The sequence below is a fragment of the Methylobacterium sp. EM32 genome (assembly GCF_040593685.1).
Lineage (GTDB): Bacteria > Pseudomonadota > Alphaproteobacteria > Rhizobiales > Beijerinckiaceae > Methylobacterium.
In genome coordinates this window covers 39,275-61,239 of record NZ_JBEXZS010000056.1, presented here as the reverse complement: position 1 = coordinate 61,239, position 21,965 = coordinate 39,275, and the positions used below count along the sequence as shown (strand labels likewise).

18 protein-coding genes are annotated in these 21,965 nt (G+C 65.8%); 10 read left to right on the top strand and 8 right to left on the bottom strand.

The window, feature by feature from the left end; translation table 11 throughout:
- The first annotated feature begins 82 nt into the window (after positions 1 to 82).
- Together ABZT49_RS08770 and ABZT49_RS08765 are read left to right on the top strand one after the other, a co-directional pair.
- Complete coding sequence (locus tag ABZT49_RS08770) at positions 83 to 1,216, top strand: efflux RND transporter periplasmic adaptor subunit (protein ID WP_355285417.1); 1,134 nt, start codon at positions 83 to 85, stop codon at positions 1,214 to 1,216.
- Between the two features lie 99 nt (positions 1,217 to 1,315).
- Positions 1,316 to 4,504 (top strand): multidrug efflux RND transporter permease subunit, encoded by a 3,189-nt coding sequence (locus tag ABZT49_RS08765; protein ID WP_355285415.1) that lies wholly within the window; start codon positions 1,316 to 1,318, stop codon positions 4,502 to 4,504.
- Positions 4,505 to 4,692: 188 nt separating this feature from the next.
- On the opposite strand, the gene ABZT49_RS08760 is transcribed toward ABZT49_RS08765, so the two are convergent.
- Both ABZT49_RS08760 and ABZT49_RS08755 read right to left on the bottom strand, forming a co-directional pair.
- Entirely contained in the window at positions 4,693 to 6,003 is a 1,311-nt protein-coding gene (locus tag ABZT49_RS08760) for an MFS transporter (protein WP_407943464.1), read from the bottom strand.
- Positions 6,004 to 6,219: 216 nt separating this feature from the next.
- Positions 6,220 to 6,636, bottom strand: a complete 417-nt coding sequence (locus tag ABZT49_RS08755) for a VOC family protein (protein WP_355285412.1) — start codon at positions 6,634 to 6,636, stop codon at positions 6,220 to 6,222.
- 170 nt (positions 6,637 to 6,806) lie between these two features.
- On the opposite strand from ABZT49_RS08755, the gene ABZT49_RS08750 reads away from it, so the two are divergent.
- From ABZT49_RS08750 to ABZT49_RS08730, 5 genes are all read left to right on the top strand, one after another.
- Positions 6,807 to 7,754: a LysR substrate-binding domain-containing protein gene (locus ABZT49_RS08750; protein WP_355285410.1), complete on the top strand. Its 948-nt coding sequence runs from the start codon at positions 6,807 to 6,809 to the stop codon at positions 7,752 to 7,754.
- Between the two features lie 46 nt (positions 7,755 to 7,800).
- Entirely contained in the window at positions 7,801 to 8,727 is a 927-nt protein-coding gene (locus ABZT49_RS08745) for a LysR family transcriptional regulator (RefSeq protein ID WP_355285408.1), read from the top strand.
- A gap of 69 nt (positions 8,728 to 8,796) precedes the next feature.
- The gene (locus ABZT49_RS08740) at positions 8,797 to 9,612 is read left to right on the top strand and encodes a putative hydro-lyase (RefSeq protein ID WP_355285407.1); all 816 of its coding nucleotides are present in this window, start codon (positions 8,797 to 8,799) and stop codon (positions 9,610 to 9,612) included.
- Between the two features lie 35 nt (positions 9,613 to 9,647).
- Positions 9,648 to 10,367, top strand: coding sequence for an allophanate hydrolase subunit 1 (locus tag ABZT49_RS08735; RefSeq protein WP_355285405.1), 720 nt, complete (start codon positions 9,648 to 9,650; stop codon positions 10,365 to 10,367).
- The gene (locus ABZT49_RS08730) at positions 10,364 to 11,380 is read left to right on the top strand and encodes a biotin-dependent carboxyltransferase family protein (RefSeq protein ID WP_355285403.1); all 1,017 of its coding nucleotides are present in this window, start codon (positions 10,364 to 10,366) and stop codon (positions 11,378 to 11,380) included. The genes ABZT49_RS08735 and ABZT49_RS08730 overlap by 4 nt, the downstream gene beginning before the upstream one ends.
- A gap of 104 nt (positions 11,381 to 11,484) precedes the next feature.
- Here the strand turns inward: ABZT49_RS08730 and ggt are convergent, their stop codons facing one another.
- Positions 11,485 to 13,257 (bottom strand): gamma-glutamyltransferase, encoded by a 1,773-nt coding sequence (gene ggt, locus ABZT49_RS08725; RefSeq protein WP_355285401.1) that lies wholly within the window; start codon positions 13,255 to 13,257, stop codon positions 11,485 to 11,487.
- Between the two features lie 148 nt (positions 13,258 to 13,405).
- Between ggt and ABZT49_RS08720 the strand changes: the two genes are divergently transcribed.
- Entirely contained in the window at positions 13,406 to 14,374 is a 969-nt protein-coding gene (locus ABZT49_RS08720; RefSeq protein ID WP_355285399.1) for an MBL fold metallo-hydrolase, read from the top strand.
- 230 nt (positions 14,375 to 14,604) lie between these two features.
- Here ABZT49_RS08720 and ABZT49_RS08715 read toward each other — a convergent pair whose 3' ends face one another.
- Both ABZT49_RS08715 and cutA read right to left on the bottom strand, forming a co-directional pair.
- Positions 14,605 to 15,537 (bottom strand): DUF2971 domain-containing protein, encoded by a 933-nt coding sequence (locus ABZT49_RS08715; protein ID WP_355285397.1) that lies wholly within the window; start codon positions 15,535 to 15,537, stop codon positions 14,605 to 14,607.
- Between the two features lie 163 nt (positions 15,538 to 15,700).
- Complete coding sequence (cutA, locus tag ABZT49_RS08710) at positions 15,701 to 15,967, bottom strand: divalent cation tolerance protein CutA (protein ID WP_407943467.1); 267 nt, start codon at positions 15,965 to 15,967, stop codon at positions 15,701 to 15,703.
- A gap of 95 nt (positions 15,968 to 16,062) precedes the next feature.
- Between cutA and ABZT49_RS08705 the strand changes: the two genes are divergently transcribed.
- Both ABZT49_RS08705 and ABZT49_RS08700 read left to right on the top strand, forming a co-directional pair.
- Complete coding sequence (locus ABZT49_RS08705; protein ID WP_355285393.1) at positions 16,063 to 16,833, top strand: NAD kinase; 771 nt, start codon at positions 16,063 to 16,065, stop codon at positions 16,831 to 16,833.
- A gap of 168 nt (positions 16,834 to 17,001) precedes the next feature.
- Positions 17,002 to 19,374 (top strand): response regulator, encoded by a 2,373-nt coding sequence (locus ABZT49_RS08700; RefSeq protein ID WP_355285391.1) that lies wholly within the window; start codon positions 17,002 to 17,004, stop codon positions 19,372 to 19,374.
- A gap of 47 nt (positions 19,375 to 19,421) precedes the next feature.
- Here the strand turns inward: ABZT49_RS08700 and ABZT49_RS08695 are convergent, their stop codons facing one another.
- From ABZT49_RS08695 to speG, 3 genes are all read right to left on the bottom strand, one after another.
- Complete coding sequence (locus ABZT49_RS08695; protein ID WP_355285389.1) at positions 19,422 to 20,888, bottom strand: ATP-binding protein; 1,467 nt, start codon at positions 20,886 to 20,888, stop codon at positions 19,422 to 19,424.
- Positions 20,889 to 21,018: 130 nt separating this feature from the next.
- Positions 21,019 to 21,261 (bottom strand): hypothetical protein, encoded by a 243-nt coding sequence (locus ABZT49_RS08690; protein WP_355285463.1) that lies wholly within the window; start codon positions 21,259 to 21,261, stop codon positions 21,019 to 21,021.
- A 133-nt stretch (positions 21,262 to 21,394) separates the two neighbouring features.
- Positions 21,395 to 21,949 (bottom strand): spermidine N1-acetyltransferase, encoded by a 555-nt coding sequence (speG, locus tag ABZT49_RS08685; protein ID WP_355285387.1) that lies wholly within the window; start codon positions 21,947 to 21,949, stop codon positions 21,395 to 21,397.
- Positions 21,950 to 21,965: the final 16 nt, after the last annotated feature.

The following is a 21,965-nucleotide window of genomic DNA, read 5'->3' as shown; positions in this document are numbered from 1 at the left end:
CACCCCTCGACGCGGATGGGCCCCGGCCCGTCTCTTCGCGCGTCCGAGGGGCCGCATGCACGAGATGAGCGGGAGAGTGAGTATGCGCAGGCTGAGGCTGGCGGCGGTGATCCCGGCGCTCCTGCTGATGGCCGGTATCCCGGCGCGGGCCCAGGCTCCCGGCGGGCCGCCCCCGACGGTCACGGTCGCCAAGCCCGTGGTCAAGGAGGTGGTGGAGCACGACGACTTCACCGGCCGCTTCAACGCGATCGAGTACGTCGAGGTGCGGGCCCGGGTCACCGGCTACCTGCAGAAGATCCACTTCCAGGACGGCGCCGTGGTGAAGAAGGGCGACCTGCTCTTCACCATCGACCGGCGCCCGTACAAGGCGGCCCTCGACCAGGCGCAGGCCGCCCTCGATTCGGCCAAGGCCCGGCTGAACTTCACCCAGACCGACCTCGAACGCGCCCAGACCCTGAGCCGCTCCGGCAACATCTCCGAGCAGGTCACCGACCAGCGCCGGCAGAACTCGCTGACGGCCCAGGCCGACGTCGACAACGCCACCGCGGCCCTGCGCCAGGCCCAGCTCAACTACGACTTCACCGAGGTGCGCTCGCCGATCGACGGGCGGATCTCGCAGCGCAACGTCACCGAGGGCAACATCGTCATCACAGACCAGACGATGCTGACCACGATCGTCTCCCTCGACCCGATCTACTTCTCGTTCACGGTCGATGAGCGCTCGTTCCTGGCCTATCAGGGGACCCTGCGCATCGGCATGGGGGCGACCCAGAACGAGCACACCGTGCCGATCCTGGTGGCGCTGACCGGCGAGGCGAAGCCCACCCGCAAGGGCGTACTCAACTTCGTCGACAACCGGGTCGACGAGGCGACCGGCACGGTGCTCCTGCGCGCCACGGTCGAGAATCCGGACCGCTTCATCAAGCCGGGCCTGTTCGGCATCGTCAGCATGCCGGCCTCGAAGCCCTATCGCGGCGTGCTGATCCCCGACGAGGCGATCGGCGCCAACCAGGACAAGCGCCTCGTCTACGTCGTCGGCGACGACAACGTGGTCCAGCCGCGCAACATCCGCCCCGGCCCGAAGATCGACGGCTATCGCGTGGTGCGCGACGGGCTGAAGGGCGACGAGACCATCGTGATCGTCGGCCTGACCCGGGTGCGCCCGGGCGCCAAGATCACGCCCGAGCGCAAGGACCTGCCGCCGGTCCGCGAGTAACCAGACACGCGCCGCCCGTCCGGGCGGCGCTTCCATCAGGACGCCAGCGCCCCGACCGGGAGCGCCACGCCCAGGTTAAGGGGCGCGAGAGGCCCACCGATGCGTTTTGCCCATTTCTTCGTCGACCGGCCGATCTTCGCCTCGGTGACCTCGATCGTCATCCTGATCATCGGCTACGTCTCGTACATCTCGCTGCCGGTCTCGCAGTATCCCGAGATCGTGCCGCCGACCGTGGTGGTGCGCGCCTCCTATCCGGGCGCCAACGCCGAGACCGTGGCGGCCACCATCGCGACGCCGATCGAGCAGGAGATCAACGGCGTCGACAACATGCTGTACATGTCGTCGCTGTCGACCAACGACGGCAACATGCAGCTGACCGTCACCTTCGCGCTCGGCACCAACCTCGACATCGCCAACGTGCTGGTCCAGAACCGGCTCTCGGTCGCCCAGCCGCGCCTGCCCGGCGACGTGCGCAACCTCGGCGTCACGGTCCGCAAGTCCTCGCCCGACCTGATGATGGTCGTGCACGTGCTGTCGCCCGACGGCACCTTCGACCAGAACTACCTCGCCAACTACATCTACCTGCGCCTGCGCGATCCGCTCCTGCGCCTCAACGGCGTCGGCGACATCACGGTGTTCGGCGGCTCGGAATACGCGCTGCGGCTCTGGCTCGACCCGAACAAGCTCGCCTCCTACCAGCTCTCGACCACCGACGTGATCAACGCGCTGCAGGAGCAGAACGTCCAGGTCGCCTCCGGTGCTCTCGGCGCTCCGCCGGCCCCCTCGACCCAGGCGTTCCAGCTGACGGTCCAGACGCAAGGCCGCTTCCAGGATCCGAGCGAGTTCCGCAAGGTGATCGTCAAGGCGTCGGAGGGGCGCCTGGTGCGCATCTCCGACATCGCGCGGGTCGAGCTCGGCCAGAAGGACTACACGACGAAATCGTTCCTCAACGGCCAGCCGGCGATCGGCATCGGCGTGTTCCAGCGCCCGGGCACCAACGCGCTGGAGGCGGCCGAGCAGGTCCAGGCGCTGATGAAGACCCTGTCGAAGGACTTCCCGCCCGGCCTCGAATACCGGATCGCCTACAACCCGACCGAGTTCATCGCCGAGTCGGTGCACGAGGTCTACAAGACCCTCGGCGAGGCGATCGTCCTCGTCGTGGTGGTGATCCTGGTCTTCCTGCAGAGCTGGCGCACCGCGATCATCCCGATCATCGCGATTCCCGTCTCGCTCGTCGGCACCTTCGCGGTGATGGCGCTGCTCGGCTTCTCGCTCAACAACCTGACGCTGTTCGGCCTCGTGCTGGCCATCGGCATCGTGGTCGACGACGCGATCGTGGTGGTGGAGAACGTCGAGCGCAACATGGCCGAGGGGCTCTCGCCCGGCGAGGCGGCCCACAAGACCATGGACGAGGTCGGCGGCGCGGTCGTCGCCATCGCCCTCGTGCTGTCGGCGGTGTTCATCCCGACCGCCTTCATCCCGGGCATCTCGGGCCAGTTCTACCGGCAGTTCGCGCTGACCATCGCGGCCTCGACCATCATCTCAATGTTCAACTCGCTGACGCTGTCGCCGGCGCTCTGCAAGCTGCTGCTGAAGCCCCATTCCGAGCATCACCGGCCCCGCTTCTTCCTGGCCCGCTTCGGGGCCTGGGCGGCCAACACCTTCAACCGGGCCTTCGACGCGACGGCGAACGCCTACGCGGCGACGATCCGCTTCCTCACCGGGCGGCTGGTGCCGCTGCTGGCGATGCTCCTGCTCTATGCCGGCGTCATCTACGGCGTGCTGCATCTGGTGCGCACCACGCCGACGGGCTTCATCCCGCTCCAGGACCAGGGCTACCTGCTGGTGGTGGTGCAATTGCCGCCGGGCTCGGCGCTGGAGCGCACCACCGCGGTGGTCCAGGAGGTGTCGCGCCGCTCCCTCGACATCGACGGCGTTGGCAACACCGTCGTCATCGCGGGCTTCGACGGCGCGACCTTCACCAACACCACCAACGGCGCGGTGATGTTCCTGCCGCTCAAGCCCTTCGCCGAGCGCCTCGCCAAGGGCCGCACCGCCGGCAAGATCCTCCAGGACGTGCTCGCCAAGACCGCGCCGATGCAGGAGGCGCGCATCATCGCGATCCCGCCGCCGCCGGTGCGGGGCCTCGGCAATGCCGGTGGCTTCAAGATGCAGGTGCAGAGCCGCGAGGGCTCGGACATCGCCCGCCTGCTCCAGGTCTCGGGCGACCTGATCGGCGCGGCCAACCGCGACCCGGCGCTGACCCGCGTCTTCACCACCTTCGGCAACGACACGCCGCAGATCTACCTCGACATCGACCGCACGGTGGCGCGGATGCTGAACGTGCCGCTCGCCAACGTGTTCTCGACGCTGCAGGTCAATCTCGGCGGCGCCTACGTCAACGACTTCAACACCTTCGGGCGCATCTACCAGGTCCGGGCCCAGGCCGACGCCAAGTACCGGATGGAGAAAGAGGACATCGAGCGGCTGAAGGTGCGCTCCTCCACCGGCGCGCTCGTGCCGATGGGGACGCTCGCCAGCATCCGCGACATCTCGGGCCCACAGATCGTCCAGCGCTACAACCTGTACTACTCGGTTCCGGTGCAGGGCGATTCGCGGCCGGGCGTGTCCTCGGGCCAGTCCCTCGCATCGATGGAGAAACTCGCCCGGCAGACCCTGCCCGACGGCATGAGCTTCGAATGGACCGAGATCGCCTTCCAGGAGAAGGCGGTCGGCAACACGGCGATCTACGTCTTCGCCCTCGGCGTGCTCCTGGTCTTCCTGGTGCTGGCCGCGCAGTACGAATCCTGGGCGCTGCCACTCTCGATCCTGCTCGTGGTGCCGACCGGCGTGCTCGCGGCCTTGGCCGGCGTGCAGTTCCGGGCTCAGGACAACAACATCCTGACCCAGATCGGCCTGATCGTGCTCATCGGTCTGGCTGCCAAGAACGCGATCCTGATCGTCGAGTTCGCGCACCAGATCGAGGAGAGCGAGCGCCGCGGGCCCGTGGCGGCGGCCGTCGAGGCGTGCCGGCTTCGCCTGCGGCCGATCCTGATGACCGCCTTCGCGTTCATCCTCGGCGTGGTGCCGCTCGCCTTCGCCACCGGCCCCGGCGCCGAGATGCGGCAGGCGCTCGGCACCGCGGTGCTGTTCGGCATGCTCGGGGCGACGATCTTCGGCCTGTTCCTGACCCCGGTCTTCTACGTGGTGATCCGCAACATCTCGATCCGGATCAACCGCTGGCGCGGGGTGGACGACCACCATGGCGAGCCGGAGCCGGCGCGGTAGCGCCCGCTCCGCGACACGCTGACGTCATTCGGCGCCCCCGGACGAACCCGTCCGGGGGCGCCGTCGCATTCTCCGCTCCCGTGATCGTTCGGAACCGATCTCTTCGACACCTGATCGCCGGCGCCTCAGGATGAGGTCGCGGGCGGACCAGGATCGTGTCCTCGAACGGTCGCGTCAGGCGCGACCGCTCAGCGGCGTCCGCCCTTCCATTGCGGCATCATCATCGTGAGCACGGCGCCGAGGATCATGAAGGCGCTCGTCGCCAGCATGCCGCCATTGGTGCTGTGCGTCGTTTCCCGGATCCAGCCGACGGCGAACGGGCTGACGAAGCCGGCGATCGCCCCGATGGAGTTGATCACGGCGATGCCCGCGGCCGCCTCGACGCCACTCAGGAACAGCGGCGGGAGGATCCAGAACAGGGCCGTCACGGTGTAGCACCCCGCAGCCGCCACGCAGAGCGCGATCAGCGAGGCGGTGACGTTGCCGGTAAACAGCGTGCTCGTGGCCAGGCCGAGGGCGCCGACCAGGAACGGGACGACCAGGTGCCAGCGGCGCTCGTTGTGCCGGTCCGAGCTCCGGGCGGTCAGCAGCATGCAGACGATCGCGACGCCGAACGGAATGGCGCTGAACAGGCCGATGGCGAGCGGACCCTTCACGCCTGCCTGCGCGATGAGCGTCGGCAGCCAGAACGACAAGCCATACTGCCCAATCGCTTGGCAGAATGCGATGATCGACAGCAGCGCCACGATCCCCGACAAGACGCCGGACAGGCCGGCAGGCTTGGCCGATTTCGGCGCGTCCCCGCGGATGTCGGCCTCGATGACGCTCTTCTCCGCCGCCGTCAGCCAGCGGGCCTTGGCGGGATTGTCGTCGAGGAAGAACAGGACCACGACGCCCAGGATCACGGAGGGGAGGGCCTCGATCAGGAACAGCCACTGCCAGCCGCGGAAGCCGCCGACGGTGTGGAACGTCTCGAGGATGTAGCCGGACAGCGGTCCGCCGATGAGCCCGGACAGGGGAATGGCGCAGATGAACAGGGCGACGACCCGGGCCCGCCGCACGGCCGGGAACCAGTAGGTGAGATACAGGATCACGCCGGGATAGAATCCCGCCTCGGCGGCGCCGAGCAGGAAGCGCAGCGTATAGAAGTGCCATTCGGTCTGCACGAAGGCGAAGGCACCCGAGATGAGCCCCCACAGGATCATGATGCGCGAGAGCGTCAAGCGCGCGCCGATGCGATGCATCAGCAGGTTGCTCGGGGTTTCGAAGAAGAAATATCCGATGAAGAAGAGCCCGGCGCCGAAGCCGTAGGCCGCTTCGCTGAATCCCAGATCGCCGAGCATCGTCAGCTTCGCGAAGCCGACATTCACGCGATCCAGGAATGCCGCGACGTAGCACAGCATCAAGAGCGGGATCAGCCGGAACATCACCTTGCGATAAGGATCGGGTGCGCTTTCGCCGGCAATCGGCGCGGTGTTCCGTGTAGTGTCCGTCATCATATCGTATGCCCCCTAGGTTATGGACGATTGTCCATTTTTGGCATCGGACCGCTGGCAATATTCGTGCCAGGATGGAAAGAAGCCGTACTTGCTTTTTGCTAGAAAAATACTTCTCATTAGCGAATGAACGGCAATATCGCGCCGACTCGACTGAGTCGGCGCGTTGCAAGCTATGCTATCGGTGATTGAATACGGGCAAGGAGGTGCCCCAACGGTTCAGTGTGCCTGGAACAGCCCGTCAAGGGACCGGAAGCCCTTGATCTCGATGGGATTGCCCGACGGGTCGCGGAAGAACATCGTCCACTGCTCGCCGGGCTGGCCCTCGAAGCGCACCATCGGCTCCAGCACGAAGGCGACGTTCTGGGCCTTCAGCCGCTCGGCGAGCGCCTTCCAGTCCTCGAGCTCCAGGGCGACGCCCAGATGCGGCATCGGCACCATGTGCTCGCCGACGCGCCCGGTGCTGGCCACCGCGAACGGCTCGCCGAGGTGAAGCGAGATCTCGTGGCCGAAGAAATTGAAGTCGACCCAGGTCGGCGCGCTCCGCCCTTCCTGACAGCCGAGCACGCCGCCGTAGAACCGGCGCGTCTCGTCCAGGTCGCGGACATTGTAGGCCAGGTGGAAGAAGCTGCGCATGATGTGTCCCATGGTTGCAGGTCGAGCGCCTGCGACGAGCCGGGCCTGCCCCGGTCGGACGTCCGTCGTCGGCGAGGTGCGGCGCGACCTGGCTGCCCGCCTCTTGTAGCCGCGCAGGAACAGCTGATAAGTTCAGTGTTGCCAGTTTCAGAGCCAGCTGGAGGCTTGGTGTGGAGACGCGGTTCCTGGAAACCTTCGTCGCCGTCGCCGAGCGCGGATCGGTCGCGGCGGCGGCCCGCGCCCAGGGGCTGACCGCGACGAGCGTGGCGCAAAGACTTCAGGCCCTGGAGGACGACCTCGCCGTCGGCCTGGTCACCCGCGTCGGGCGAGAGATCAAGCTGACCCCCGTGGGTGACCGCCTGCTGGACCAGGCGCGGCGCATCCTCGCCGAGGTCCAGGCGCTCAAGGCCGACGCCTCGGCGAGCATCGGCGACGCGCTCGTCGGAACCCTGCGCATCGGGGCGATCTCCACCGTGCTGACCGGGCTGCTCCCGGACGTTATCGGTCGCTGGGCCACCGAGCACCCGGGCCTCGACCTGCAGATCTCCCCGGGCTCGTCGGCCCTGCTGCACGAGGGCCTGATGGACGGCCGCTACGACGTGGTGATCGCGGCGGCGCCGCCCTTCGCCCTGCCCAAGACCCTCCGCTCGCATTGCCTGCGGGTGGAGCCCCTGATCTGCCTCTTTCCCGACCGCGTGAGCGTCGCGGCGCAGGCCGGCGAAGACGCGATCCGGCACATCCTGGCGACCGAACGGTTCATCCGCTACGACGTGTTGTCCTGGGGCGGCCGCCTCTGCGATGCGTATTTGCGCGACAGGCGCATCGGGACGCGGGACGTGTGCTCCCTGGACGCCCTGGAGGCGATCGCCCTCTTGGTCGAGCGGGGCGTCGGGGCGACCCTCGTGCCGGACTGGGCGCCGCCCTGGCCCGACGTTCCGTCCTGCCGGAAGATCGCGGTACCCGATCCGGCCTATGCGCGCCGGATTCAGCTGACCCATCCCGCCACGACGCGCTACGGCCACATCATCGACGCCCTGATGAGTGTCCTCGCCCCCGCCGGCCGGCGGGCTCACGCCCCGCGACCGACCCCTCCGGGCCCGGGCGGGACGCGGCCGTGAGGCCGCGACCCACCCCGGGACCAAGCGACGCGACGGGAGAGAGGCGATGTCCGATTTCGTCCCGGACCTGAGAACGATCCAGATCTTCTACTGGACGGCGGCCCTCGGCAGCTTCAGCGCCGCCGCCAAGCGGCTCAACACCACGCAGCCGGCGGTCTCGCACCGGATCGCCGCGCTGGAGCGCGCCTTCGGGCTCACGCTCATCAACCGCCTTCCGCGCAGCCTCAGCCTGACGCCCAAGGGCCACGAGCTGATGGGCTATGCCGAGCGCCTCCTGCGCCTGCACGGTGAGATGGTCGGCGCCATCACCGCGCCGGCGAGCCGCAGCGGCAGCCTGCGTCTCGGCGTGTCCGAGACCATCGTCCATACCTGGCTGACGGCGTTCATCGACGTCATGGGGCGGACCTATCCGGGCGTCGCCATCGACCTCGCGGTCGACGTCTCCCCCACCATGCGCGAGGCGCTGCTGCGGCGGGACCTCGACCTCGCGTTCCTCGTCGGCCCGGTCACGACCCCGAAGCTGGTGAACGTGTCCCTCGGCCAGTTCGCCACCGCCTGGATCGCCTCACCGAGCCTCGTGAGCGCGCCCGGCCCGATCGGGCTGGCGGAGCTCACGCGCCATCCCATCATCACCTTCCCGCCCAACACGACGCCCTACGCGCAATTGCGCGACCTACTGGTCCAGGCGGACCTGCCCCCGCCGCGCCTCTACACCAGCGCCTCCCTCTCGGCGATCATCCGCATGGCGATCGAGGGAACGGGGATCGGGGCCATGCCGGCGGACGCCGTCCTGCCCGAGATCGAGCGGGGCCAGCTGCGCGTGCTCGAGACCTCGGTCGGCCTCCCCGCCGTCGGCTTCGTGGCGGCCTACGAGAATGCCCCCGACAACCGGCTGAGCGCGGCAGCGGCGGAGATCGCCCGATCGGTGGCGGCCGACTGGCTTGCCATGAAGCGGGATCATGGACTCCCATGAACAATCATGATTTGCCATCATCTGCCCACGGGCTAGGCTTGCCGAAATCTTGAGCGAGAGAGGCCGACGATGACCCCTCATCCGACACGGGACGCCGCCGATCGGGCGTCCGCCACAGGCACCGACATCCGCCTCGCCTGCCGCAGCGGCGCCATCGCCGGGTGCACCGCCGGGATGGCGAACGGTTACGTGCAGGGCAACCTCGCGGTCTTTCCCGAGCGGATCGCGGACGATTTCCGCCTGTTCGCCGAGCGCAACCCGAAATCCTGCCCGATCATCGGCGAGTCCAGGCCGGGCCGCCGCGACATCCCGGAGCTCGGCCTCGATCTCGACATCGCGACCGACATCCCGATGTACCGGGTCTGGCGCGGCGGGGAGATGGTCGACGAATTGCCGGACGTGACCTCCGTCTGGCGCGACGACCTCGTGGCCTTCGTGATCGGCTGCTCGTTCTCGTTCGAGGCGGCGATGCTGGAGGCCGGCCTGCCCCTGCGCCACGTCGAGCGCGGCACGCATGTCGCGATGTACCGCACCAGCATCGCGTGCGCGCCGGCCGGACCGTTCGCCGGGCCGATGGTGGTGTCGATGCGGCCCCTGACCCCCGCCCAGGCCATCGAGGCGGTCCAGGTTACGGGACGCTACCCCCGGGTCCACGGCGCCCCCGTGCATCTCGCGCGGCCGGACCTGATCGGCATCGAGGACCTGGAGCGGGTCGATTACGGCGATCCGGTGCCCGTCGGCTCGGACGAGATCCCGGTCTTCTGGGCCTGCGGCGTCACCCCGCAATCCGTGATCGCCGCGGCGCGTCCCGACTTCGCCATCACCCACGCGCCCGGCTGCATGCTCGTCACGGATCGTCTCAACACGGAATTCGCGACGGGCTGACGATGACCGAGACCGAAACACGACGTCGGACCGACATGCCCCGTCTCCTCGATGCCGGCGAGGCCGCGCTGGTCGCCGAATTCGGCACGATCGTCGATCCGGCGATCAGCGACCGGGTCCTCGCCCTGGACGACGCCCTGGCCGCCCAAAACCTGCCGGGCATCCGCGAGACGGTTCCGACCTACCGCTCGCTGATGATCCACTACGACCCGCTGGTGCTCGACCGGGAGACCCTGGCGGGGCACGTCCGCGGCCTGACCGGCGGGACCATCCGGCGGGCCGCCGCGCCGGCCCGCTGGATCCTGCCCTGCTGCTACGACGCGCCCCACGGCGAGGATCTGGCGGCCGTCGCCGAGCTGATCGGGCGCACGCCCGCGCAGGTCGCCGCCCTGCATCAAGGGGGGACCTACCGGGTCTACATGTACGGCTTCGCGCCGGGCTTCGCCTATCTCGGCGGCCTGCCGGAGCCGCTGGCGGTCAAGCGGCGCCCGAGCCCGCGCCCGCCCCACCCGACCAACGCCGTGATGGTCGGCGGCGGCCTCGCGGCCGTGGCGACCGTGCCGATGCCGACCGGCTGGTACGTGCTCGGCGCCACGCCGTCGAAGCTCTACGCGCCCGAACGGGCGGAGAGCTTCTTCGTGCGGCCGGGCGACGAGATCCGCTTCGAGGCGATCGACGCCGCTTCCTATGCCGGCCTCGCCGCCCGGGAGGCGGCCGGCGAGCGGGTGGCACGGCGCGAGGAGGCGTCACGATGAGCGTGCTGACGATCGAGGCCGCCGGGCCGGGGGTGACCCTTCAGGACGGCGGCCGGCACGGCTATCTCCGGTTCGGCATCACGCCCGCGGGCGCGATGGACCCGCTGATGGCCGCCACCGCCAACCGGGCGGTCGGCAATCCCCTCGACGCCACGGCCATCGAGATCTCGACGGGCGGCCTGACCGTCGGCGCCGCCGACGGACCGCTGAGCCTCGCCGTGGTCTCGGCCGGTTTCCGCTCCGCCCTCGACGGCGAGGCGCTGCCCACCTCCTGCGCCCTGACCCTGGAGCCGGGGCAGACCCTGACCGTCCGGGCCGGCCGGGAGGGCGCCTGGGGCTACCTCGCCGTGGCGGGCCGCCTCGACGTGGCGCCGGTCCTCGGCTCGACGGCGACCCATACCCGCTCCGCCCTCGGGGGCCTCGACGGGCGCGGGCTCCAGGCCGGCGATCGCCTGCCGGTCGCCGGAGCCCGGTCGGGCGGCAGGGCGCCTGAGCGCCTGCTCGCGCCGTGGCTCGACCGGGACGCGTCGCGGATCCGCGTCATCCTCGGTCCGCAGGACGATTACTTCTCGCCCGACCAGATCGCCGCCTTCCTGACCCGCTCGTGGACCGTCTCGCCCCGGGGCGACCGCATGGCCTGCTTCCTCGACGGAACGCCGCTCACGCACGCGAAGGGGCACGACATCGTGTCCGACGGCGTCGCCAAGGGGGCGATCCAGGTGCCGGGCAACGGCCTGCCGATCATCCTGATGGCCGACCGCCAATCGACCGGCGGCTACCCGAAGATCGCCACGGTGATCGGCCCCGATCTCGGGCGGCTCGCCCAGCTCCAGGGCGGTGCGCAGGTCGTCTTCGCTGCAGTCTCGGTCGCGGATGCGGTCGCGGCGCGGCGGGCGGAAGCCGACGCCCTGCGCGGCGACGTCGCGCGCGAGCCGGTGGTGCGCACGGATTTCGCGGCGGAATTCCTGCTCGGCCTCAACCTGGTCGGCGGCGTCGTGGACGGGTTCGCGTAGTCGCCCGTCCTCGTCTCATCGACCTGCTTCCGTAATCCGACTGGCATTCCTGCCCGCCGCGGGAGGCAGCGACCTCCCGCGGCGGCCTCATCTCGCGGACCCGTTCAGTACCCCTGCGCACTCCCGGTATTCCGCCGCGGATCGTTGGCCCCGTAATACCGGAACGCTCCCACCGGCTGGCCGCCGAGCGTCGGCGCGCCGATCAGGATCGCCGCGAGGTGGTTGGCCGGCTGGGCCTGCCCGAATTTGTGGCCCATCCCCTCCAGGATCGCGCGGGTGTCCGGCGACAGGGCGAAGCGCTCGACATTGGTCACGTCGGGCATCCACTGGTTGTGCAGGCGCGGCGCGTCGGCGGCCTCCTGGATGTTCATGCCGTAATCGATCACGTTGAGGATGCTGTGCAGCACCACCGTGATGATCCGGCTGCCGCCGGGCGTGCCCGTCACCAGGACGGGCTTGCCGTCCTTCGTGACGATGGTCGGGCTCATCGAGCTCAACGGGGTCTTGCCGGGCGCCACCGCATTGGCCTCGCCCTGGAGCAGGCCGTAGATGTTCGGCACGCCGACCTTGGCGGTGAAGTCGTCCATCTCGTTGTTGAGGAGGACGCCCGTGCCCTCGGCGGTGATCCGCACGCCGAACCAGTCGTTGAGGGTGTAGGTCACCGAGACCGCGTTGCCCTGACTGTCGACGATCGAGTAGTGGGTGGTGTTGCTGCCCTCGTGCGGCGGCGTCCCGGGCTTGAGTTCGGCCGAGATGCCGGCTTTCTTCGGGTCGATCGCCGCGCGGATCTTGCCCGCATAGGCCTTGTCGGTCAGCTGCGCGACCGGGTTCTTCACGAAATCCGGATCGCCCAGATAGGCGTTGCGGTCGAGATAGGCGTGGCGCATCGCCTCGATCTCGTAATGGACGGCCTGCGCCGAGCCCCAGCCGAGCTTGGCCAGGTCGTAGCCCTCGAGGATGTTCAGCATCTCGCAGATCACCACCCCGCCGGAGCTGGGCGGCGGGGCCGAGATCACCCGGTAGCCGCGATAGTCGCACTCGATCGGCGGCAATTCGCGGGTGGCGTAGCGGTCGAGGTCGGCCTGGACGATGAGGCCGTCATGCTTGCGGCTCGACGCCGTCAGCGCGTCGGCGACCGTGCCCTTGTAGAACCCGTCCTTCCCCCGCTCGGCGATCGTCCGCAGCGTCCCGGCGAGGTCCTTCTGCACGAGCCGGTCGCCCACCCGGTAGGGCTGCCCCTGGTTGAGGAAGATCCGGGCCGAGGCGGGGTCCTTGCCGAAATCCTCCGTGGCGGTCGCCATTATGTCGACGTCGCCCTGGTCGAGGGTGAAGCCCTCCTCCGCCAGCGTGATCGCCGGGGCGATCAGCTCGGCGCGGGGCCGCGTGCCGTACTTCGCCAGCGCGTCCTCGAGGCCCGCCACGGTGCCGGGCACGCCCACCGCCAGGAAGCTCTTGGTGCTCAAGCCCTTGACGACGTTGCCGTCCTTAGCCAGGAACATGTCGCGGGAGGCGGCGAGGGGCGCCTTCTCGCGGAAATCCAGGAAGGTCCGGCTGCCGTCGGCGCGCTGGATCGTCATGAAGCCGCCGCCGCCGAGATTGCCGGCCGCCGGATAGACCACCGCCAGGGCGTAGCCGACCGCGACCGCCGCATCGATGGCGTTGCCGCCCCGCTTCAGCACATCCACACCGACCTGCGTCGCGTAATGCTGCGCCGTGACCACCATGCCGTGCTCGGCCGCGACCGGCGCCCGCGAGGCGGCGTGCGCGGCCTCCCGCGGGACCGCCACGACGAGGAATGCCGTGAGAAGTCCGATGCCGACCGAAACGATCCTGTGGCCTGAAGGAATCCACTGGCCCAAAGTAATCCTGTGCCCCATGAGCGTCCTGCCCCCTTGGTGATTCGCCGCTACGGTACACGACGAGGGCGCGCGGCTGTATCGCGCGCGCGATCGATCGGTGTGAGACCCTATCCCCTTCCGCGCGCCGCGCTCTAGCTGCGAGGGCAGACGCTCAGGGAGGCCTTCCATGTCGATGAACCGTCGCACCCTCATGGCCGGAGGCGTCCTCGCCGGCCCGATTCTCACGAGCGCGCCCGGCCTCGCCGGCGGCGGCTCCGCCCCCGCCGGCGACCTGCCGGGGGTCTACCGCTACCGCCTCGGCGAGGCGACGGTGACGGCCCTGCACGAGGGCGGGGTGAAGCGCCCCCTCGACGCGGGCTTCGTGCGCAACGCGCCCCTCCCCGAGGTGCAGGCGGCCTTGCGCCAAGCCTTCCTGCCGACCGAAACCCTGCCGATCACCTTCACGCCGCTCCTCCTCACCCTCGGGGGCAAGCGGGTGCTGGTCGATGCAGGCTTTGCCGATCAGGGTCCTCCCGGCACAGGCGGGGCGCTGCGCGGGCTGGCGCTCGCCGGGGTCGATCCGGGCACAATCGACGTGGTGGTGATCAGCCACTTCCACCCCGACCACATCCTCGGCCTCAAGCGGAAGGACGGCTCCGCCACCTTCCCGAACGCGCAGGTCCTGGTGCCGGAACCCGAGTGGCGGTTCTGGACCGAGGACGGCCGCGTGGCGAACCCGCCTGAGGCCCTGAAGGCCAATGTCGGCGCCGTGCAGAAGACGCTCAGTAGCGGCCTCAAGGTCGAGCGCTACGGGTGGGACAAGGAGGTGCTGCCGGGCCTCACGGCGCTGGGCACGCCGGGCCACACCCCGGGCCACACCTCGTTCCGGCTCGAATCCGGGGGCAGGCGGCTGCTGATCGCCTCCGACATCACCAACCACCCGGCCCTGTTCGTGCGCCACCCCGACTGGTCGGCCCTGTTCGACATGGATGCCGACCAAGCCCGCGCCACCCGCCACCGGATGCTGGCGCTCGCCGCCGACGAGCGGCTGCCGGTGGCGTTCTACCACGCTCCCTTCCCGGCTGCCGGGCACATCGCCCGCTCCGGCGGATCTTACGAGTTCGTACCGCTGCAATGGGGGCTGGACCTCGCCTGATCTTTTCGGACTGTGATTGGAACGGCTCGTTGTGCGGATTGACGAGGTCTCGGCGCCCTCGCAATAGTATGAAGATAAAAAAGAGGAAGAATGTGCGTACGTCAGTCACAGCCTATACACCTGACGGGAGGCGCCAGCTCCTCTCGTCAGGTGTGCATCCTGTTACGGATAGTATCATAAAAATATTACTTTAATCAACGCATATTATATAAAATATACTGTATTTCATATTAAATCTTGATATAATTTTCTTTGATTTTAATCAAGCCATAAGTTTTCCGGCTTGTATCGGCATGGAAGCGGAATATATTTTCTCCGCCATTGCTATTCCAGCCAGCATCGTTTAGCGCATGTAGTAATTTTTTCCCCATATCAACGTCTGCTCTCGTGCAAAACGTTATAGATAATGAATATTTGATATTGAATGGTGTATATTTTCCGTTATCTATATGACCAATATATCTCCATTCTTGTTCATTTGACCAATCCGTGTGCTTTGTCAGCATTCTCGATTCTTCCGAAGTTTGGATGATGGTGGACGTATCTAAGGTCGGCGGAATATCTCGATACTTCACTTTGGAGAGCGCACGAAGCGGACCACTTGTCGTAGCGAATTCCAGGCATACGCCCTTGTTATTATCCGCGTAATTATAGCACATCAGGGGTGAGCTTGCGCTTTCCGAAAATGAGAGGACTGTTATATTTTTTAAATCTATCTGTCGCTGCGATTGACGGAAATCTTCTGTTTGATTTTCAATTTGATTGGACATCATTCTGCAGGCCTGTATGAAATCACTCTCTGGAAGATTTTTTAGTTCTTCGAGCATTGCAACTATCTCCACACCGTGTATCTTTATCAGCTCATCCTTTGTCTCTTTAGAAATGGAATAGGCCCGCATATGTCGAAACATGCTTTTCAGCGCGTCATCAGTCACCGTCATTTTGACGTTGTAAAAGCCTTCGCATGGATCATTTAATTCGGAGAAAGTCGGCATATAGAACCTCTGCTCTCGAATTGTGTTAATTAGATTTTCCGAAAGTTTCGTATATCTGTATACTTTTCCTGGAATAGGGCGGGAAAGCAAAGAATTTTCAAGAGTTTTGATGCATTCCTCTTTGTCGAACGTTTTGTCGAACATTTTTCTTATGATATTCCAGACCATTTTGCTGACCTTCCCTTGAAATCCCATGCACAACGACATAACATAAAATAATATAACAATCTAGCGAGTCAACAATTTCGCATATAGCAATATATAAGTAGAAATATAGTTTTGAATGATATATCATTAAATTATATAATTTTTACTTGTATTATATACTCATTCAGAAAGCAAACTTAGACAATAAATCGGTACACAGATTTTCGCATCTAGGTATTGTGAAAGATTTCGTCGGTCTCGGGCGGGACTTGATGAGCGGCACCGCTCCGCTCCGCTGGATCGCATCCCTTCCGTCATAAACCGAGCGCATCCTCTGAAGTACGCTAAAGTAGGCAGCGAGGCGTTCGCGCACCATCGCCTCTCCGACAGTGAGCGCCGCGGAGGCGTCGGAGAACGTGGTTGTAGACGAGGAGCGGACGCTCCATGCTATGCCTCTCCCGACGCGGCCGGCGACGGCCCGGCGGCCGTTCGCGTCACGGGAGGCGTTGGGCGGGACCGTCTCTCAAGGTGGTCGGGACACCCCTCATGGCGCGGCGCTTCAACCAGATCGCCTTCATCGCGAGCCCGACGCCCGACGCCCGCCAGGCGGCCGAGCTCCTGATGCAGCGCTACGACCACGTGCCGCCCGAGGAGGCGGACGTGGTGGTGGGGCTCGGGGGCGACGGGCTGATGCTCCAGGCGCTGCACCGCTTCATGGGCACGGGCAAGCCGATCTACGGCATGAACCGCGGCACCGTCGGCTTCCTGATGAACGAGTTCCACCTCGACGACCTGATCGAGCGGCTGGAGGTGGCCCAGCGCAGCATCGTCCACCCGCTCCTGATGATCGCCACCGATGTCGGCGGCCTCACCCACACGGCGCGGGCGGTCAACGAGGTCTACATGCTGCGCCAGACCCACCAGACCGCCAAGCTGAAGATCTCGATCGACGGCCAGGTCCGCCTGCCCGAGCTGATCGCCGACGGGGTGCTGGCGGCGACCCCGGTGGGCTCGACAGCCTACAACCTCTCGGTCGGCGGGCCGATCCTGCCGATCTCGTCCCAGCTCATCGCGCTCACCCCGATCTCGGCCTTCCGGCCCCGGCGCCAGGGCAGCGTGCTCCTGCCCAACCACGTCCGCATCCGCATCGAGGTCAAGGACCCGGAATACCGGCCCGTGGCGGCGGTGGCCGACCACACCGAGTTCCGCCGCGTCGCCCGGGTCGAGACCCAGCTCGACCGCTCGACCGACCTCGTGATGCTGCACGATCCCGGCCAGGGCATGGACGAGCGCATCCTGCGCGAGCAGTTCGGCTGAGATCCACCGGACAAGACCCTACGGCAAGGCGGCGCACTGGCAGCCGGCCCATCCCCTCATAGATCCGTCGCCGGGGCCGGCCCTGCCCCGACGGAGCGCCCGGATGCCCGACCACCCCCTGTTCCCCACTGCCGCCCCGCTCCGCGCCCTCCGCCGGGCGGGCGCCCGATGAGCGAGGGTGTCCTGCGGGAGGACGATTACCGCAACCTCGCCGAGTCGCTGCCGCAGCTCGCCTGGATCGCCGAGGCCGACGGCGCCATTGTCTGGTACAATCAGCGCTGGTACGACTACACCGGTACCACCCTCGACGCGATGCAGGGCTGGGGCTGGCGCGCCGTCCACCACCCGGACCATCTCGACCGGGTCGAGGCGCGCTTCCGCCGCGCCTTCGCCACCGGCGAGCCGTGGGAGGACACGTTTCCACTCAAGGGCGCCGACGGGGTCTTCCGCTGGTTCCTGTCCCGGGCCCAGCCGTGGCGCGATGCCTCCGGGCGGATCGTGCGCTGGTACGGCACCAACACCGACATCACCCGGCGGCGCGCCACCGAGGAGCGCCTGCGCCACGCTCAGGACCGCTTCCGCGCCCTCGTCGACAGCGCCGCGGCGATCATCTGGTCGGCGGATGCCAACGGCGAGCTCTCGATCGGGCAGTGGCGCTGGACCGCCTATACCGGCCAGAGCGACGAGGAGTGCCAGGGCTGGGGCTGGGTCGAGGCGGTGCACCCGGACGACCGGGCCAAGGCCGCCGATGCCTGGTCCCGCGCCGTCGAGGCGCGCACGCCCTTCGAGATCGAGTACCGGATGCGCCGGCGCGACGGCGCCTGGCGCCACATGGAGGTGCGCGCCGCCCCGGTCATCGCCGAGGACGGGGCGGTGCGCGAGTGGGTCGGTATGCATGTCGACATCACCGCCCGCAAGGAGGCCGAGGCCGAGATCGATCGCGCCCGCCACGCCGCGGAAGCCGCCAACCGCGCCAAGAGCCAGTTCATCGCCAACATGAGCCACGAGCTGCGCACCCCGCTCTCGGCGGTGATCGGCTATTCGGAGATGCTGGCGGAGGAACTCGAGGATCTGGGCCAGGCCGAGCTGCTGCCGGACCTGCGCAAGATCGAATCGTCGGCGCGCCACCTCCTCGGCCTCATCAACGACGTGCTCGACATCTCGAAGATCGAGGCCGGCCGGATGACGGTGGCGGCCGAGGATTTCGCCGTCAAGGAGATGATCGGCGACGTGGTGGCGGCGACCGAGTCGCTGGTGGGGAAGAAGCGCAACCGCCTGGTCCTCGACATTCCCGACGGGATCGGCGCCATGCGCCAGGACCAGGGCAAGGTGCGCCAGTGCCTGGTCAACCTGCTCGGCAACGCCGCGAAGTTCACGGAGGGCGGCACCATCACCCTCTCAGCCCGGCGCGACGAGGAGGAGGGCGCCGAGTGGCTGACCTTCGCGGTGACCGATACCGGCATCGGGCTCACCGCGGAGCAGTGCGGGCGCCTGTTCGAGCGCTTTGCCCAGGCCGACGAATCGACCACCCGGCAATTCGGCGGCACCGGCTTGGGCCTCGCCATCACCCGCGCCTTCTGCCGGCGCATGGGCGGCGACATCGCCGTGACCTCGACCTACGGCGAGGGCGCGACCTTCACCATCCGGCTGCCGGCCGTGCTGACCGCCCAGGACGACGAGCCGACGCCGGAGGAGGTGCGGGCGCTCGACGAGGCGAAGGCGGAGGCCGCGCGCCACGACGTGGTGCTCCTCGTCGACGACGACCCGGCGGCGCGGGACCTGCTCTCCCGCTTTCTCGAGCGCGAGGGGTTTCGCGTCCGCACGGCGAGCGACGGCAAGGCGGGCCTGGCGCTCGCCCGGGCACTGAAACCCCGGGCGATCCTCCTCGACATCGAGATGCCCCGGATGGACGGCTGGTCGGTGCTGCACGCCATCCGCAGCGACGCGGACCTCGCCGCGACCCCGGTGATCATGACCTCGGTGGTCGCCGAGCAGGGCCTCGGCCGGGCGCTGGGCGCCACCGACTACCTCGTCAAGCCGATCGACTGGGACCACCTCAAGGGCTTGATGGAGCGCTACCGCCCGGCCGATTCCCCCGGCACGGTGCTGCTCGTCGACGACGACGCCGATGCCCGCGAGCGCCTGCGCCGCAGCCTATCCCGGGACGGCTGGACCGTGCGCGAGGCGGAGAACGGCGCCGTCGGCCTTCAGCGCCTCGACGAGGGCCGGCCCTCCCTGATCCTCCTCGACCTGATGATGCCGGTGATGGACGGCTTCGCCTTCCTCACGCGCCTGCGCGCCCGGCCCGACGGCACGGACGTGCCGGTGGTGGTGCTCACCGCCAAGGACATCACCCCGGCCGAGAAGGAGCGGCTGGGCCGCGACACCGAGCGGGTGATCGTCAAGGGCAGCGTATCGCTGAACGAGATCGGCCGCCTCTTGCGCAACATGTACGCCGACCGGGTGAACGACGCGGTGCCGGCCTCGTTGCAGGGGCTGATCGACGAACTGGCGGCGCGGACGGGGCCGGAGGGGGGGTGAGGGTACTTTCTGATGCGGCGACATTCATCAATTCGAAACAGGTGGCGCTAAATCTCGTCGTCGAGGAGGTTTAGTTGCTCGGGAGCGTCGATTTGTCGACTGGCAATCGCTGCCTGACTCGTAGTTGCTCCAATATTGAGACAATAGACGCTTGTTGGTATAAATGTAATATTTTTGTCATCAATATTTATTGTTCCGAAATTAGTTTTAGAGGTTGTTATGGCGGCGTCGATATTATATTTATGCATGAAATATAGAAGGCCTTTTAGTTCCGTCCTGGGATGTTTCGCGCTGCGATCTGACCATTTGATCTCAACCGGGTCTATCGGCTGGAAAGTTCCAGCCTCCAAGCCAACAGAGTCCACCTCGTTGCCGAGGCCATCCCGATAGTAATATTTCTGTCGTTGTCGCGATAAGTGATCCCATTGAGATAAGATCGCCGCTTCGGCGAGGTGGCCTAAAGTTTTGTGATCCGTGTCGGAAACAGGAGAAAAAAGCGCAGCCCTCATTGAGGGATTTGTCAGAAATATCTTAAAATTCCTCTTGCGAACGATCTGCTTTCCAGACGTCGGTAGCTTGTCATGCCGAGATATTAGAAAGGCATTATCGAGATATTCTATGAAGCTTTTGATATGGAGTTTATTGATTTGTGATTGCTGTGCAATCGCTTCCAGTCCAACTTCTTGCCCATTGTTATAAGCAAGGAGTTTAAATATGTTATTTAAGTCCTGAATGTTCTGAATACCATACAGATTTGGAAGATCTTTCAGGAGAACCTTGTCGATGATATCGTTTTTTACAAACTGATCAATATTGTCTTTCATCTTTTCTATCATGGCAACTTCGGGAAATCCGCCATAATTAATATATTCGATAAAATATTTGTTGAGTGCTGAAATATTGTGAGCTTGATAAAGATCGTTTTCAAGCGATACGCAATTATCAAGATGGCCGATGAATTTCAAGAATTCTAAGAATGTAAGAGGCGGCAGCATAAAATCAGTAAACCGACCTGCTCCGGACTCTCTGCTCTTAAGCCTGAGTGCTGCGGCTGCCGATCCGCTAGCAATAAATCGTATGTTTGAATATACGTCTGTTAGATCTTTTAAGTGCGTTTCCCAATTTTTTAAATATTGTATCTCATCAAATATAATGTAGCATCGACTGTCCTCGCTTAGATTGTTGATTCTAAAAAGCACATCGACGAATTTTTCTAAACTTATATCGGTATAAACGGGTGTGTCTATTGAAATGTACATAATCTTCAAGGGGTCGAAATCACTCGATATCAGCTCATATATAAAATGATGCAGCATGACCGTCTTTCCGACTCGGCGCGGTCCGAGGAGCACGGTCGACCTTCTAACTGAAGAATCCGTCGAAATTTCATAGAAGGCGCGAAAATAGTCTCTTCGCGCGAACTCGTTCCACTTGAAAGGGCGCTTCTTGTTCTCCCACCATGGATTGTCGCGCCTGATGCGGCGTTCGATATCCTCCTGCGAGATGGCGAGCATCAGGGCCTTCTAAAGTTAAGATCGGGAAAAAACCTTAACTCTCGGGCGGATGCTAAGCAACTGAGAAAATACCGATTTTTTCGGTATTTTAAGGAGGGCAGGCGCCTATCCGGTGTCTCGCTCCTCCTTGTCATAGCCCCCGCCTCGGCCCGGTCCCCTCGTCCCACACGCTCCAGCGAAACACCTCGGTGCCGGCGCCGTCGACGATGCGCACCGCCTCGGCTGACGGCCCCGAGCGCTGCGGCACCCGGGCGCGGCGGAACAGGCGCAGGGCCCGCTCGCGGGCGCCGTCGAGGTCCGCGGTGCGGATCGAGGCGCGCTGGACCGGCGCGTCCTCGGGGCCGATGATCTCGATGTGGTAAGTTTCGCGCAGCAAGGGTCTGGGGGCTCCGGTCGGCCCCCTCAATAGGGGAGCCGGACCGGCGAGCGCCAGAGGCTGCGCGTCGCGAATGGCGGCGCGCATCGCGAAGGGGGCCCCGTCGCGAAGGGGGCCGGGCCTCGCAGTCTCAGGTCTTCAGCACCGGCTCGCTGACGTCGCCGCCGCCGCGCCGGGCGAGGTAGGCCGGCTGGAACATGCACATCCGCACCGCGTCGCGGTACTTGCCGTTGACGAAGAACTCGTCGCGCAAGATGCCCTCGGTCTCGAAGCCGCAGGCCTCGTAGATGCCGATGGCACGGCGATTGTCCTTGTCGACGTGCAGGTAGAGCTTGTGGATGTTGAGAACCTTGAAGGCGTAGTCCATCGCGATCCGGGTCGCCCCCAGGGCGTAGCCGCGGCCCTGGAAGGACGGGTGGATCGCGATCTGGAACTCGCAGGAGCGGTGCAGGTGGTTGATCTCCACCAGCTCGACCAGGCCGGCGCGCTCGTTCTCCGGCGTGGCGATGATGAAGCGCCGCTCGGTCTGGTTGTGGATGTTGCGCTCGTAGAGCTGCGCCAGCTCGGCGAAGGACTCGTAGGCCTCCTCGAACCAATAGCGCATGATGCTGTCGTTGTTGTTCAACTGGTGCACGAAGAGCAGATCCTCGCGTTCCAGCGGTCGCAGCTTGATGGTCGGGCCCATGGTCGTTCGAAAAGTG